Source organism: Mycolicibacterium hodleri, assembly GCF_025822245.1.
Classification (GTDB): domain Bacteria; phylum Actinomycetota; class Actinomycetes; order Mycobacteriales; family Mycobacteriaceae; genus Mycobacterium; species Mycobacterium hodleri.
In genome coordinates, this window is the sequence record NZ_JACKTL010000033.1 from 265,018 (window position 1) to 279,779 (window position 14,762).

Annotated in this window: 13 protein-coding genes; 8 read left to right on the forward strand and 5 right to left on the reverse strand. The window is 69.2% G+C overall.

Annotated elements, in window-relative coordinates:
• Positions 1-93: 93 nt before the first annotated feature.
• The 4 genes from H7J06_RS13785 to sigM all read left to right on the forward strand — a co-directional run bounded on the left by H7J06_RS13785 (position 94) and on the right by sigM (position 7,523).
• Entirely contained in the window at positions 94-882 is a 789-nt protein-coding gene (locus H7J06_RS13785) for an NUDIX hydrolase (protein WP_264039452.1), read from the forward strand.
• Complete coding sequence (locus tag H7J06_RS13790) at positions 879-3,227, forward strand: DUF6049 family protein (protein ID WP_264039453.1); 2,349 nt, start codon at positions 879-881, stop codon at positions 3,225-3,227. The genes H7J06_RS13785 and H7J06_RS13790 overlap by 4 nt, the downstream gene beginning before the upstream one ends.
• Positions 3,224-6,814 (forward strand): murein biosynthesis integral membrane protein MurJ, encoded by a 3,591-nt coding sequence (murJ, locus tag H7J06_RS13795; protein WP_264039454.1) that lies wholly within the window; start codon positions 3,224-3,226, stop codon positions 6,812-6,814. The genes H7J06_RS13790 and murJ overlap by 4 nt, the downstream gene beginning before the upstream one ends.
• A 133-nt stretch (positions 6,815-6,947) precedes the next feature.
• Positions 6,948-7,523, forward strand: coding sequence for an RNA polymerase sigma factor SigM (gene sigM, locus H7J06_RS13800; protein WP_264039455.1), 576 nt, complete (start codon positions 6,948-6,950; stop codon positions 7,521-7,523).
• A 3-nt stretch (positions 7,524-7,526) separates the two neighbouring features.
• On the opposite strand, the gene H7J06_RS13805 is transcribed toward sigM, so the two are convergent.
• Complete coding sequence (locus H7J06_RS13805; protein WP_264039456.1) at positions 7,527-7,838, reverse strand: hypothetical protein; 312 nt, start codon at positions 7,836-7,838, stop codon at positions 7,527-7,529.
• Between the two features lie 123 nt (positions 7,839-7,961).
• On the opposite strand from H7J06_RS13805, the gene H7J06_RS13810 reads away from it, so the two are divergent.
• From H7J06_RS13810 to H7J06_RS13825, 4 genes are all read left to right on the forward strand, one after another.
• Entirely contained in the window at positions 7,962-8,276 is a 315-nt protein-coding gene (locus H7J06_RS13810) for an RsmA family anti-sigma factor (protein WP_264039457.1), read from the forward strand.
• A gap of 70 nt (positions 8,277-8,346) precedes the next feature.
• Entirely contained in the window at positions 8,347-9,297 is a 951-nt protein-coding gene (gene trxB / locus H7J06_RS13815) for a thioredoxin-disulfide reductase (protein WP_264039459.1), read from the forward strand.
• A gap of 42 nt (positions 9,298-9,339) precedes the next feature.
• Positions 9,340-9,675 carry a thioredoxin gene (trxA, locus tag H7J06_RS13820; protein ID WP_264039460.1) on the forward strand — a complete coding sequence of 112 codons (336 nt, stop codon included), beginning with the start codon at positions 9,340-9,342 and terminating at the stop codon, positions 9,673-9,675.
• A 96-nt stretch (positions 9,676-9,771) separates the two neighbouring features.
• Positions 9,772-10,971 (forward strand): N-acetylmuramoyl-L-alanine amidase, encoded by a 1,200-nt coding sequence (locus H7J06_RS13825; RefSeq protein WP_264039461.1) that lies wholly within the window; start codon positions 9,772-9,774, stop codon positions 10,969-10,971.
• A 7-nt stretch (positions 10,972-10,978) separates the two neighbouring features.
• On the opposite strand, the gene H7J06_RS13830 is transcribed toward H7J06_RS13825, so the two are convergent.
• The 4 genes from H7J06_RS13830 to rsmG form a co-directional block, all read right to left on the reverse strand.
• Positions 10,979-11,728 carry an acetyltransferase gene (locus H7J06_RS13830; protein WP_264039462.1) on the reverse strand — a complete coding sequence of 250 codons (750 nt, stop codon included), beginning with the start codon at positions 11,726-11,728 and terminating at the stop codon, positions 10,979-10,981.
• A gap of 219 nt (positions 11,729-11,947) precedes the next feature.
• Positions 11,948-12,943 (reverse strand): ParB/RepB/Spo0J family partition protein, encoded by a 996-nt coding sequence (locus H7J06_RS13835; protein ID WP_264039463.1) that lies wholly within the window; start codon positions 12,941-12,943, stop codon positions 11,948-11,950.
• A 25-nt stretch (positions 12,944-12,968) separates the two neighbouring features.
• Positions 12,969-13,973: a ParA family protein gene (locus H7J06_RS13840; protein ID WP_264039464.1), complete on the reverse strand. Its 1,005-nt coding sequence runs from the start codon at positions 13,971-13,973 to the stop codon at positions 12,969-12,971.
• A complete protein-coding gene (gene rsmG, locus H7J06_RS13845; protein WP_264039754.1) occupies positions 13,970-14,719 on the reverse strand; it encodes a 16S rRNA (guanine(527)-N(7))-methyltransferase RsmG in 750 nt (249 codons plus the stop codon). Before rsmG ends, H7J06_RS13840 begins: the two co-directional genes overlap by 4 nt.
• Positions 14,720-14,762 lie beyond the last annotated feature (43 nt).

The window sequence follows — 14,762 nt, forward strand, 5'->3', positions numbered from 1 at the left end:
TGGTCGTGACGGGCGCATAACGACCCGGCGACAAGCCGACCACGACGGCGAGTGATAGGGGACGGAAACCAAGTGGCAGCTACTATCGCTTGGGTGTCGGAGGGCGAACGAGCCAAACCACGACGGCGCCGAGGACGGCGCCGCGGCCGACGCTCTGCAAGCCCGTCGGAGACCGCCAATTCCGACCCCGCGAACCCGTCGTCCGCACCGCTGCCCGGCCCCGTCCCCGGCCACCAGGTCGACGCAGGAGCGAAGACTTCCCCGAGCAGATCCGGCCGACGCACCCCCGAGCGCCTGCGCACCGTGCACGAGACCTCGGCGGGCGGACTCGTCATCGACGGCATCGACGGTCCCGCCGACGGCCAGGTCGCCGCTCTCATCGGTCGGGTCGACCGGCGCGGACGCATGCTGTGGTCGTTGCCCAAGGGGCACATCGAGCAGGGCGAGACCGCAGAACAAACCGCCATCCGCGAGGTCGCCGAGGAGACCGGCATCCAGGGCAGCGTGCTGGCCGCACTGGGCAGCATCGACTACTGGTTCGTGACCGAGGGCAGGCGCGTCCACAAGACCGTGCACCATTACCTCATGCGATTCCTCGACGGCGAGCTCTCCGACGAGGACGTCGAAGTGACCGAAGTCGCGTGGGTGCCCCTGACGGACCTGCCGTCGAGACTGGCCTACGCCGACGAACGCAAACTCGCCGAGGTCGCCGGCCAGCTGATCGCCAAGCTGCAGGCCGACGGCCCCGGCTCCCTGCCCCCCTTGCCCCCCAGCTCGCCGCGCCGTCGCCCGCAGACGCACTCCCACACCCGACGTCGGCCCGACGACTCCCCGCAACCGCAACCCGGCCGGCGGGCGAACGGCTGCGGCCAAGGCCCATGACGCGCGCGGCGGCTTGGATCGCCGGGTCGCGCTTGCTGACCGTCGTCGCCCTGGTGACGTTGATCGTCGTACCCGCCGGGGTGCCACGTGCCGCAGCAGGCGAGCCCGGAGATCGGCCCTTCCTCCAGTTGCACATCGACACCATCACCCCGGACTCGGTGACCACCACCAGCGACCCGGTCGTCACCGTGACCGGCACCGTGACCAACGTCGGTGACCGACCCGTGCGCGACATCATGGTGCGCCTCGAACACGCGGCCGCCGTCACGTCGTCGGACGCCCTGCGCACCGACCTGACCGGAGGCGTCGACCAGTACCAGGCGGTAGCCGACTTCGTCACCGTCGCACCGGAACTCGCGCAGGGTCAGCACGTGCCGTTCACGCTCTCCTATCCGGTCCGCTCCGCCGAACTGCCCTCCCTGCAGATCGACCAGCCCGGCGTCTACCCCGCCCTGGTCAACGTGAACGGAACGCCGGATTACGGCGCACCCGCCCGCCTCGACGACGCCCGGTTCCTTCTGCCCGTGCTCGGTGTGCCCGCCGACCCGTCACAGCAGGACGAATCCCCGTCGGCCGTCGTCCCCCCGGACACCTCGCGACCGGTGCGCGTCACGATGCTGTGGCCACTGGCCGACAGGCCCCGGCTGGCCGCGGGCGTACCGGGTGGCAGCACGCCGGTCCGGCTGGTCGACGACGAGCTCGCGACGTCGCTGGCCGCGGGGGGTCGCCTCGACACCCTGCTGTCCGCCGCCGACTTCGCCACCAGCCCACCCGTCGACCCGGGCGGGCAGACCCGCAGCGCCCTGTGCCTCGCCGTGGACCCCGACCTATTGGTCACCGTCAACGCGATGACCCTGGGCTACGTCGTCAACGACGACCCGGTCGGCGGCGTCAACTCGCCGACGCATCCCGGCACCGGCCAGGAGGCGGCGATGAACTGGCTCGGCAGGCTGCGGGCGCTGGCCCAACGGTCGTGCGTGACCCCGACGGTGTACGCGCAAGCCGACCTCGACGCGCTGGCCCGCGTGGGCAACCCCGAACTGTCCACAATCGCCGTGAAGGGCGCCGGCGACATCGTCGACCAGATCCTCGGCGTGGTCTCGACCCGCGGGGCGACCCTCGTCGGCGACGGTCCGCTGACCGGAGCGGCCGTCCGCATGCTGTCCGCGCAGGGGCCGACCGTTGCCATCGCGGCCGGCGACGCCGCCCCGCGCCGATATGACGCGAACGTGGTGGCGGCGCCCGTCGACGCCGCCGTCGGCGCCGCTCTCGCCGGAGCGGGCACCATGCCGGTGACACCCTCCTACCTGGACCCCGCGCTCGGGGTGCCGCTGGCGCACGACTCCCCCGTCGCCCGCCGTGAGGACGCCATCGCCGCCGTGCTGTGGCGCGCGCTGCGACCGCAGAGCGAGCCCCGCACCGAGATCCTCGTCCCGCCGATGGCGTGGAACCTGCCCCCCGAGGAAGCGCAGTCGATCCTCACCACGCTCGCCTCGTCGATCCGGTCCGGGTTGGCCGTCCCGCGGTCGCTGGCCACCGTCGTCGCCGAGACCAACGTCCTGCCGCCATCCGACGCCGCACCGCTGCCGCCGGACGTCCTCGGCAATCCGCGGGCCCGCATCGACTCCGGCGTCACGGACGGCATCGCCACCACGGCGTTGCGGCTCGGCGGACTCACCGCCGCCCTGACCGTCGACCCACGGACCGGGCTGACCGGTCCGCAGTACACCGCACCGCTGCGCGAGGACCTGCTGCGCGCGCTCAGTCAGTCCGTGCCTCCGGATTCGCGCAACGGGCTCGCCTCCCAACGCGTCGGCGTGGTCGACGACACCGTCGGGGACCTGCTGCGTGCCGTCACCATCGTCAACCCCGGCGGCTCCTACACTCTTGCGACCGAACGCAGCCCGCTGCCCCTGGCCCTGCGCAACGACCTGCCCGTCCCGATCAGGGTCCGGCTCGAGGTCGACGCCCCGCCGGGGATGACGGTCGACGACATGGGGGAAATCGAATTGCCGCCGGGCTTCCTGCCGCTGCGCGTACCCATCGAGGTGCACTTCACCCAGCGCGTCGCCGTCGACGTCTCCCTGCAGACGGCCGACGGCCTGCCGCTGGGCGAACCGGTGCGACTCTCGGTGCATTCCAACGCCTACGGCAAGGTGCTGTTCTTCATCACCCTGTCCGCAGGGGCGATCCTGGTCCTGCTGGCCGGCCGACGCCTCTGGCACCGGTTCCGGGGGCAGCCCGACCGGGCCGACCTCGACCGCCCCAAGCGTCGCGACGGCGAGGGCAAGCCGGATCCGCTCGACGTGGCGTTGGCGCACGCCCCGGACGAAGACCACCGATGACTCCGACCAGGCCGCCGGGGCCCGCACCGCGACCACCGCAGGCGCCCCGGCGCATCCCCCAGGGACCGGCCCCGCGCCGACGCGCCGGCAGGCCCGAGCTGACCGACGCCGCCGTCGTCTCGCGGTCGTGGGGCATGGCACTGGCCACGCTGATCAGCCGCATCACCGGCTTCATCCGCATCCAGTTGCTGGCCCTGCTGTTGGGCGGGGCCATCCTGAGCGCCTTCTCGGTGTCCAACCAGCTGCCCAACTTGATTGCCGCGCTGGTGCTCGAGGCGACGTTCACCGCGATCTTCGTCCCGGTGCTGGCGCGCGCCGAGCGTGACGACCCCGACGGCGGCACGGCGTTCGTCCGGCGCCTCCTGACGCTGGCGACCACCTTGCTGTTGGTGGCCACGCTGGTCTCGGTGGTGGCCGCCCCGCTGCTGGTCCGGCTGATGCTCGGCGGCGACCCCAAGGTGGACCGCCCGCTGACCACCGCGTTGGCCTACCTGCTGCTGCCGCAGATCATCTTCTACGGTCTGTCTTCGGTGTTCATGGCAATCCTGAACACCCGCAACGTCTTCGGGCCGCCGGCGTGGGCGCCGGTGTTGAACAACGTGGTGGCGATCGGCACGCTGGGCGTGTTCGTCGTGGTGCCCGGCGAGCTGTCGTTCGACCCCGTCGCGATGGGCACCGCCAAGCTTCTGGTGTTGGGCATCGGCACCACCCTCGGCGTCGTCTCGCAGACCGCGGTGCTGTTCGTCGCGATCCGTCGGGAACGGGTCAGCCTGCGACCGCTGTGGGGTCTCGACGACCGGCTCAAGAAGTTCGGCGGCATGGCCGCCGCCATGGTCCTCTACGTGCTGATCAGTCAGGCCGGCCTGGTCGTGGGCAACCAGATTGCCAGCACCGCAGCGGCTTCCGGGCCCGCCGTCTACAACTACGCGTGGCTCGTCCTGCAACTCCCGTTCGGCATGATCGGCGTGACGGTGCTGACCGTCGTGATGCCGCGGCTGTCCCGCAACGCCGCCGCCGACAATCAGCCGGCCGTGCTGGCCGACATCAACTTCGCGACGCGCCTCACCATGCTGACGCTCATCCCCGTCGTCACCTTCATGACGGTGGCCGGTCCCGCCATCGGCAGCGCGTTGTTCGCCTACGGCAGGTTCACCGACGCCGACGCCGGCAGCATGGGCCATGCCATCGCGCTGTCGGCGTTCACCCTGCTCCCCTACGCGATGCTGCTGCTGCAGACGCGCGTCTTCTACGCCAGGGAACAGCCGTGGACCCCGATCGTGCTGATCGTCGTGATCACCGCGGTCAAGATCATCGCCTCGCTGGCGGCACCGCATCTCACCGACGACCCCGAGCTGGTCGCCGGCTACCTCGGGTTCGCGAACGGCCTGGGCTTCCTCGCGGGCGCCGTCGTCGGCCACGTCATGTTGCGGGCGAACCTCAAGCCGCCGGGCGGCAGGATGATCAGCCTCGACGTGGTACGGACCGTCCTGGTCACCCTGGCGGGGTCCCTGCTGGCCGGTCTGATCGGTCACCTCGTCGACCGCCTGTTCGGTCTCGGGTCGCTCACCGAGGACCACGGCGGCGGCGGCTCGATCGTGCGGCTGCTCATCCTCTCCGTGATCATGCTGCCGATCATCGTCACGGTGTTGCTGACGGCCAAGGTTCCCGACGCGCAGGCCGCGGCCAACGCGGTCCGACGGCGGTTCGGTCGGGGTACGTCCACGACTCCGGCGACACCGTCCACGAGGGTTCCCGTCCCACCGCGTCCGGGTACGCCCCTCCCGTACGCTAATCAGAGCAGTTCACCTCCGTTGCGGTCGCGTCAATATGGTCCGACGGGGAGGTGGGTCGGCGAACCTCCGGCAGGCGTTGTCGGAGACGGGCTTCGGAGAGGACCAGCGGTGAGCGACGATCCGGCGGGCAGTTCGCCGCCCGACGCAGGCGCGACCACCCGCATCCCCCGGCCGAGTGCCGACGACTTCCAACCGGACGTCCCGTCGGAGTCGCATCTGCCGCCCTCGGGCCGCCCGCCCGCCGATTACGGCGGCGACCCGACCAGAGAGCCGGTGTCGGCAGGCATGCCGAACGAGCCGGCCATCGAGGCCGCCACCGCCGACGACGACGTCCACCTCATCCCTGGCGCCACGATCGCCGGGGGGCGCTACCGCCTGCTGGTGTTCCACGGCGGCCCGCCGCATCTGCAGTTCTGGCACGCCATGGACACCGTCCTGGACCGCCAGGTGGCGTTGACGTTCGTCGACCCCGACGCCGTCCTGCCCGACGACGAGCTCTCGGAGATCCTGTCCCGCACGATGAAACTCGGTGCGATCAACGTTCCCGGCATCGCCCGCGTCCTCGACGTCACCAGGACCGGATCCGGCGGACTGGTCGTCTCGGAGTGGATTCGCGGTGGGTCGCTCGCCGAGGTCGCCGAGACCGCCCCGTCCGCGATCGGCGGGGCCCGCGCCGTCCAGTCCCTGGCCGCGGCCGCCGAGGCTGCGCACCGGGCCGGCGTCGCCCTGTCGATCGACCACCCCGGCCGGGTCCGGGTCAGCATCGACGGCGACGTGGCCCTGGCCTTCCCCGCCACGCTGCCGTCGGCGACGCCCGAGGACGACATCCGCGGCATCGGCGCCGCGCTGTACGCGCTGCTGGTCAACCGGTGGCCGCTGCCCGACGCCGGGACGCGCGGAGGCATGGAGCCCGCCGACCTCGACCCCGCAGGCGAGCCGGTCGAACCCACGACGGTGGACCGCGCCATCCCGTTCCAAATTTCCGCCGCGGCCGTGCGCGCCGTGCAGGAGAACGGCGGCATTCGCTCTGCACCGACGTTGCTCAACCTGTTGCAGCAGGCCACCGCTGTCGCCGACCGCACCGAGTTGATCGCGCCGATCGACGAACCGGAAGCCCCCGGCACCCGGTATCGCGAGAGCGTCTCCGACGATCCCGACGCCAAGGCCCGCCGCAAGAAGGGCGTGTTGATCGGCGCCGCCGTGGCGGGCTCGATCCTGGTGGTGGCCCTCATCGTGCTGGCGACCGTGTTGCGCGGCGTGTTCAGCGACGTCGGCGGTTCGTTGGACAAGGACGAACTCGGGCTCAACGCCCCGTCGAGCAGCACCACCAGCCAGCCGAGCTCCGGAACCGTGAAACCCGTTCGGGCGACGGTGTTCTCGCCCGGCGGCGAGGCCGACAATCCGGCCGATGCCGGCAATGCGATCGACGGCAGCACCACCACGGCATGGCAGACCGACACCTACAGCGACGCGGTGCCGTTCCCCAACTTCAAGAGCGGCGTCGGGCTGATCCTGCAGCTGCCGCAGCCCACCGCGATCGCGTCGGTGTCGATCGACCTGAACAGCACCGGCACGTCGATTCAGATCCGGTCCGCCCAGTCGGCCACGCCCGCGTCGCTCGACGAGACCACCGAGCTGACCCCGCCGACGCCGATGAAGGCCGGGTCCAACACCATCACCATCAACAATCCTCAGCCCGTGTCGAATGTGCTGGTGTGGATCACCACGCTCGGCACGGTGAACGGCAAGAGCGAGTCCGCGCTGTCGAACATCACGCTCAAATCCGCCTCCTGAGGAGTTGTCCCCAGGTCGAGCCGGCGGGAGCCGATCCCCGTTGTTGCAGTTGAGAGGGCTGACGTCCGCCCGCTGGTGCGTCCCGCCAGAAGAGGTGCGGGGACGGGCGTCCGGCGTTGATTAGTGTTCGCATGTGGGGAGATTCGGGGACATCACCGGCGGCGCGCGGACGGACGCGGAGTTGCTCGTCGCGCACGTCGGCGGCGACCGGTATGCCTTCGAGGAGCTCTTCCACCGCCACCACCGACAGCTCTACCGGTTGGCTCTCATCACCAGCCGCAACCACGAAGACGCCGCCGATGCGCTACAGGACGCCATGCTCAAGGCCCACCGGAAGGCACCGACGTTCCGCCACGATGCCTCGGTGAGCAGCTGGCTGTACCGCATCGTGGTCAACGCCTGTCTCGATCGCTTGCGCCGCAACAAGATTCATCCGGCCACCGCGCTCGACGACGACGTCTGTCACCTGGGCGATCCGACCTCCCGCGTCGACACGATGCTCGTCGTGGAACGAGCACTGCTGCGGCTGCCGCTCGAGCAGCGGGCCGTCGTCGTCGCGGTCGACATGCAGGGGTACTCGGTGGCCGAGACCGCCCGGCTGCTGGGCGTGCCGGAGGGCACCGTCAAGAGCCGCTGTTCACGGGCCAGAGCCAAGCTCGCCAAGACGCTGGAGTACTTCGAAGATCCCGCGCCCGTCGTCCGCCCGTAGCGGCTACCGCGATTGGCGAACCCTGGTGTCGGGTTGCGGAACCGCTACGAACTGCGGCCCGTTGACCGCCTGCGACAGGCAGCCGGGGATGTTGCGGCACGCGATGATCGCGCCCGCCCCCGGCGCCTGGCCCGGTGCGGTCGGAATCTGGTTCGGGATGCCACAGGTCTGGTGGTACGGGTCGTACGGGACGATGTTCATGTCGCAGGCCAGCGGGTCCGACGGCGGCGTGGTGGCCACGCCGACGGCGATCAGCCCCGATGCCGCCACCAGTCCGAAGACTCCGGTCGCCAGTAGTCGACGGAGATTGCCCATGTCGCCTCTTCATGCTGTCGTGCCGCCAGATCCTGGCCGCACTTCCCAGCATCCTCTTGTCCACAGAGTAGCGAAAGGACGCTCCCAGCCACCGACGTCGCAGGCCGGTGCGACACTGGTCCCGTGCACGGCGAAGCTGACGATCGCGGCGAGCGCCCCGTCACGGTCGACCTCCTCGCCGACCTGCAGGCCGGGTTGCTCGACGACTCGACGGCGGCGCGGCTGCGCCGGCGGGCGCGCACCGAACCCGACGTCAAGGCCACGCTCGCCGCGCTGGAACGCGCGCGACGGGACGTGTCCGCCCTCGGCGTCGACCCGGCCTCGGCGCCCGAGGTGCCAGCCCACGTGACGGCGTCGATCGACGCAGCGTTGCGCACGGCCTCCCGGTCCACCCGCAGGCGATGGCCTTGGCGTCGGCGCAAGTCACGCCCGGACTGACGCGTCCCGGAGTCGCGACTGGAACATGCGGGCTTACGCTGGTGTTATAGGCGTACGCAGAAAGGCGGAAATGACTTCCTCGAACACCGTTCACGACGTGATCATCATCGGCTCGGGCCCTGCTGGTTACACAGCGGCCGTCTACGCCGCGCGTGCGCAGCTGCATCCCCTGGTCTTCGAAGGCGTGCAGTTCGGCGGCGCCTTGATGACCACCACCGAGGTGGAGAACTACCCCGGCTTCCGCGAGGGCATCACCGGCCCGGCGTTGATGGAGGAGATGCGCGAGCAGGCGCTGCGGTTCGGCGCCGACCTGCGCATGGAGGACGTCGACGACGTCGACCTGGACGGCCCCGTGAAGACCGTCACCGTGGGCGACGAGACCTTCCAGGCGAAGTCGGTCATCCTCGCGATGGGTGCAGCGGCCCGCCAGCTGGGCGTACCCGGTGAGATGGAACGCATCGGCACCGGTGTCAGCACCTGCGCGACGTGTGACGGCTTCTTCTTCCGCGACCAGGACATCGCCGTGGTCGGCGGTGGTGACTCGGCGATGGAGGAGGCGATCTTCCTCACCAAGTTCGCCAACCACGTCACGCTGATCCACCGCCGCGACGAATTCCGCGCGTCGAAGATCATGCTCGACCGCGCCAAGGCCAACCCGAAGATCACGTTCATGACCAATACCGCGGTCACCCAGGTCGAGGGCGAGCCCAAGGTGACGGGTCTTCGCCTGGCCGACACCAAGACCGGCGAAGAGTCGAAGCTGGCCGTGACGGGCGTCTTCGTCGCGGTGGGCCACGATCCCCGCTCGGGTCTGGTCAGCGGCAAGGTCGACCTTGACGACGAGGGTTACGTCAAGGTCGAGGGACGCTCCACCAGCACCTCCGTCGACGGCGTGTTCGCCTGCGGCGACCTGGTCGACCACACCTACCGTCAGGCCATCACCGCCGCCGGCAGCGGCTGTTCGGCGGCGATCGACGTCGAGCGGTGGCTCACCGGCCACCAAATCGCCGACAACTGGTGACGTTCCACCCCTCCGCCCACCCCTCTTCGACAGGAGCACCACATGAGTGACAAGACCAGCGCAACCGTTGCCGTGACCGACGACTCGTTCTCCGACGACGTCCTCTCCAGCAGCACCCCGGTCCTGGTGGACTTCTGGGCGTCCTGGTGCGGCCCGTGCAAGATGATTGCACCGGTACTGGAGGAGATCGCCACCGAAAAGGCCGGCGCGCTGACCATCGCCAAGCTCGACGTCGACGCCAATCCCGGCACCGCGCGCGACTTCCAGGTGGTCTCGATCCCCACGTTGATCCTGTTCAAGGACGGCGAGCCGGTGAAGCGCATCGTGGGTAGCAAGGGCAAGGCGGCGCTGCTCCGCGAGCTGTCTGACGTGGTCTGATCGGGGTCCGGCGCACCCGGCCGGATTGGACACACCCGGCTTCCGACTGGCCTGGAGGTTTCAGCATTAGCGCTTCAGTCTGCGACAATTCTGGTCATGTCTAGTCTGCGCCGCGGCGATCGGGGAGCCCCGGTGGTCGAGATTCGGTCGGCGCTGGCGGCGTTGGGGCTGATCGACGGCCCAGATGACGACCTCGTGACGGGCAAACACGTCGCGTTCGACGTCTTCGACGAGGACCTCGACCACTCCGTCCGCGCCTTCCAGCAGCACCGTGGGCTGCTCGTCGACGGCGTCGTGGGCGAGGCCACCTATCGGGCGTTGAAGGAGGCGTCGTACCGCCTGGGCGCCAGGACACTGGCTCATCAGTTCGGTGCCCCGATGTACGGTGACGACGTCGCGACGCTGCAGGCCCGGTTGCAAGACCTCGGTTTCTACACCGACCTGGTCGACGGGCACTTCGGGCTGCAGACACACAACGGTCTGATGTCCTATCAACGGGAGTACGGTCTGTACCCCGACGGCATCTGTGGGCCAGAGACGTTGCGCTCCTTGTACTTTCTGGGTTCCCGGGTCACCGGCGGCTCGTTGCACGCGATTCGCGAGGAGGAGCTGGTCCGCCGCTCCGGCCCGCGGTTGTCCGGCAAGCGCATCATCATCGATCCGGGCCGTGGCGGCGACGACCACGGACCCATCATGAACGGCCCGGACGGACCGATCAGCGAAGCAGACATCCTGTGGGACTTGGCAAGTCGGCTCGAAGGCCGGATGGCGGCCATCGGCATGGAGACGTTCCTGTCCCGGCCGGTGGGTCGCAGCCTCTCCGATGCCGAGCGCGCCGCGACTGCCAACACGGTCGGTGCCGACCTGATGATCAGCCTGCGCTGCGCGTCGCTCCCCAACTCCCCCGCCAACGGCGTGGCGTCGTTCCACTTCGGCAACTCCCACGGGTCGGTGTCGACGATTGGGCGCAACCTTGCCGACTTCGTGCAGCGGGAACTGGTGGCGCGCACGGGTTTACGCGATTGCCGCACGCATGGGCGCACGTGGGACCTGCTTCGCCTGACCCGGATGCCCACCGTGCAGATCGACGTCGGCTACATCACCAATCCGCACGACCGCGAGCTGCTGGTGTCGTCGCAGGCCAGGGATTCCCTGTCCGAGGGCATCCTCGCCGCCGTCAAGCGTCTCTACCTACTCGGCAAGGACGACCGTCCGACGGGCACGTTCACCTTCGCCGAACTGCTGGCGCACGAACGGTCGGTCGAACAGTCCGCCGGCCGCGCCGCCCAAGCCTGAGGTTCTCTCACAGGCAGGGGCTGGCGCCAGCCCCCACCGGCTGCTGCATCTGGGCACTCACCAGCAGTCGTTCCAGCGCGGCCTCCACGTCGGCCTTCCAACCGAGACCTTGCTCGAGCTCGAGTCGCATCCGCGGGAAGTAAGGATGCGGGGCGACGATCTCGAAGCCGACGTCACCGAGGAAGTCCGCGTCGATGATGCACTGCTCGGCCGAGCAGTCGCCGAGTGACTGAATCGCCGAGCGTAGGTTTGGCGCCATCAGGTGCGGCTCGGTGAGTTCGGCCGCTGCGGCCGTCCGGCCGAACGCCTCCAAGGCTCGTACCCCTCGGCGCACCAAGTCTCCGACGACGGCGGCCATCAACGCGCGCGTGAGGCCGTCCCCCTCGTCGCCCGCTTCCACGCCGACCGTCGTCAGCAATACGGCGTCGGCACTGACGGGTCCGGTCGGGAAGAGCGCGGCGCGCGGCACGGCACGCGGTGGCGCGTAGAACGCAAATCCCAGACAGGGCTCGTCACCGCTTGAGGACGGCGCGACGAAGTCCGCTTGGTCCGGTCCGCACGCCACGGCCATCTGCCCGCACGACCCCCACTCCAGCATGACCATGGAGAGCCAGGCTTCCTTCTCGAACTCGGGGTCGGCGAGGTGATCCTCGACCGGCAGTGTCGTCGGGTCGACCTCCCAGAAGACACAGCGTCGCGCGTGCTTGGGCAATTGCTCGAACGCTTCGAGCCGCAGCGGCGTTATTCGTGCTGACACTAGACACCCCGCGTTTCAGATCGGCCAGCCGGACGTGACTGCCACTCCAGGATAGAAGGGCGCGGCGAGTGCGGCCCGGGGTAATTCCGAAACGGGACGTCCGGGACGGTTGCGAGACGAATCATGTTGCTGCGCAAGGAATTTGCTCCTTCAGGCCACGACGAGCCTCGTCTTGATTCGCCGCTTTGTCACAGTGACGTAATTACCGCTTGTGGTGGGTCACGGCTTCGCCGCGTTCATAAGGTCAACTATGCGTTGTAGATCGTCGACCGACCCGAACTCGACCACGATCTTGCCCTTGCGTTTGCCAAGGCTCACCGAGACCCGTGTGTCGAAGGCAGATGACAGCCTTTCCGCAACGTCTTGCAGTCCCGGCATCTGAATCGGCTTGCGGCGCTGGGGTGGGGTGGAGTCTGGCACCCCGTCCCGGTTGGCCAGGGTGACGGCCTCTTCGGTGGCGCGCACGGAGAGGCCCTCCGCGACGATGCGAGCGGCCAATTCCTCCTGCTTCTCCGCACCACTCTCCAGCGCCAGCAGTGCCCGAGCGTGGCCCGCCGACAGCACGCCCGCCGCGACCCTCCGCTGCACCGCGACCGGCAAGCGCATCAACCGAATCATGTTGGTGATCACCGGACGCGAGCGACCGATCCGCACGGCGAGTTCCTCGTGGGTGACGCCGAACTCCTCCAGCAGTTGTTGGTATGCCGCGGCCTCTTCCAACGGGTTCAACTGCGCGCGGTGGATGTTCTCCAGCAGCGCGTCGCGGAGCATGCTGTCGTCCGCGGTCTCCCGGACGATCGCGGGAATCGCGGTCATCCCCGCCTCCTGGGCAGCCCGCCACCGCCGCTCCCCCATGACCAACTGGTAGCGAGGACTCCCCTCCACCGGGGTCAGCGCCCGCACCACGATGGGCTGCATCAGACCGAATTCACGGATCGAGTGGACCAGCTCGGCGAGCGCCTCACCGTCGAAGACCTGCCGCGGCTGCTTGGGGTTCGGCTCGATGGACGCCGGATCGATCTCGCGATACACCGCTCCGACGTCACCCACCGGCTCGACCGACGGCGCGGTCGCAGTGGGCGCTCCCCCGTACATCACGTCAGCCGCCGCGGCGCCCATAGCCGGCCCCATGCTGCCCTTCTCGTCACTCGGGCCGGTCGGGATCAAGGATGCGAGGCCGCGACCGAGTCCGGTTCGCTTGGGTGGCGGGGTCATGCTCTTCTCCTCTTCGTACGGGCGATCACTGGCCAGCCTGGGGACTCGCCGAACCGTGCGCGCGTTCCGCGATCTCGCGGCTGGCGTCGAGGTAACTCATCGCGCCCCGCGAACCGGGATCGTATTCCAGGATGGTCATGCCGTATCCGGGAGCCTCGGACACCTTCACGCTGCGCGGGATGACGGTGCGGAGCACCTTTGCGCCGAAGTGCGCCCGGACGTCGTCGGCGACTTGGTCTGCCAGCTTCGTGCGGCCGTCGTACATCGTGAGGACAACGGTCGTGACGTCCAGCAGAGGATTCAAGTGCGCCTTCACCATCTCGATGTTGCGCAGCAGCTGACCCACGCCCTCCAGGGCGTAGTACTCGCACTGGATCGGAATTAGCACCTCCGGTGCGGCCACGAGCGCGTTGATCGTCAGCAGGCCCAGCGACGGAGGGCAGTCGATGAACACGTAGTCGAAGTCGTACTCCTGCAGCGTCGCGAGCGCGTTCCGCAGGCGGCCTTCACGCGCCACCATGCTGACGAGTTCGATCTCGGCGCCGGCGAGATCGATCGTCGCCGGCACGCAGTACAGCCGCTCGTTGTACGGGCTCTGCTGCAGCGCCGACTCGAGGGTGATCTCGCCGATCAGCACCTCATAGGACGACGGCGTGCCCGGGCGATGTTCGATGCCCAGCGCGGTACTGGCGTTGCCCTGCGGATCGAGGTCGATGACGAGTGTCTTCAAGCCCTGCAGCGCGAGCGCGGCGGCGACGTTGACAGCGGTGGTCGTCTTTCCGACGCCGCCCTTCTGGTTGGCGATGGTGAACACTCGCTGCCGTGGGGGGCGCCTCAGCTGCTGCCCCTTGGCGTTGTGCAGGATGCGCACTGCGCGCTCCGCCTCGGCGCCGATCGGGGTGTCGGCGGTAGTCGGTTCCTTCCACGCCTCCTCTGCCGGAGGTAGCCATGTTTCACGTGAAACATTGCGCGTGGGGGTCGCCGCCACCGCCTCGGGAACGTTTGCGTCGCGGGTCTGCCGTGGCTTCACTTGCTTCTCCTCGTCGGCCCGTCCGGCCGTGCTGTTCGTCGATCCTGGGCTCTTGCTGGCTTCCGCTGCGGGCCGCCGCTGCGGCCGCCCGTTCCCACTGGTCGACTCGCCTTCACCGCCACGACCACGGTTACGGGCGGAGTCAAGTAGGTCACGCCACATTCCATCACCCTTACGTCGACGGCACCCAACGAACTCATGGCCCGCCGGTGTTCGTTAATCTCGTCGGCGGCCCGTTCGCCCTTCATGGCCAGCATGCGCCCGTCCGTCCTCAGAAGCGGCAGACACCATCGCGTCAGCTTGTCGAGCGCCGCAACGGCGCGCGACGTGACGACGTCGATCTCCCCCGCCGCCTCTCGCACGGACCTCTCCTCCGCCCGTCCCCGGATGACGGTAACGGGAAGGCCAAGCAGTTCCACGGCCTCCGAGAGAAAGTCCGCGCGGCGCAACAGCGGCTCGACGAGAACCACTTCGGTGTCCGGCCGCGCCAGAGCAAGGGGAATCCCCGGCAGGCCGGCTCCGCTGCCGACGTCGGCGATCCGATCGCCGGCGCTCATGAGCTCCCCAATGGCAGCGCTATTCAGAATGTGGCGATCCCACAATCGGTCGACCTCGCCGGGTCCGATCAGACCGCGCTCGATACCGGCGCCCGCGAGGATGGCCGCGTATTCGACGGCGACGCTCAACCGCTCGCCAAAGACTGCAGCCGCCGCATCCGGCGCCGGCGGCGCTTCACCATGTTTCACGTGAAACATCCTCCGCTCCCGCCGCCACGGCATCGCGACCGAA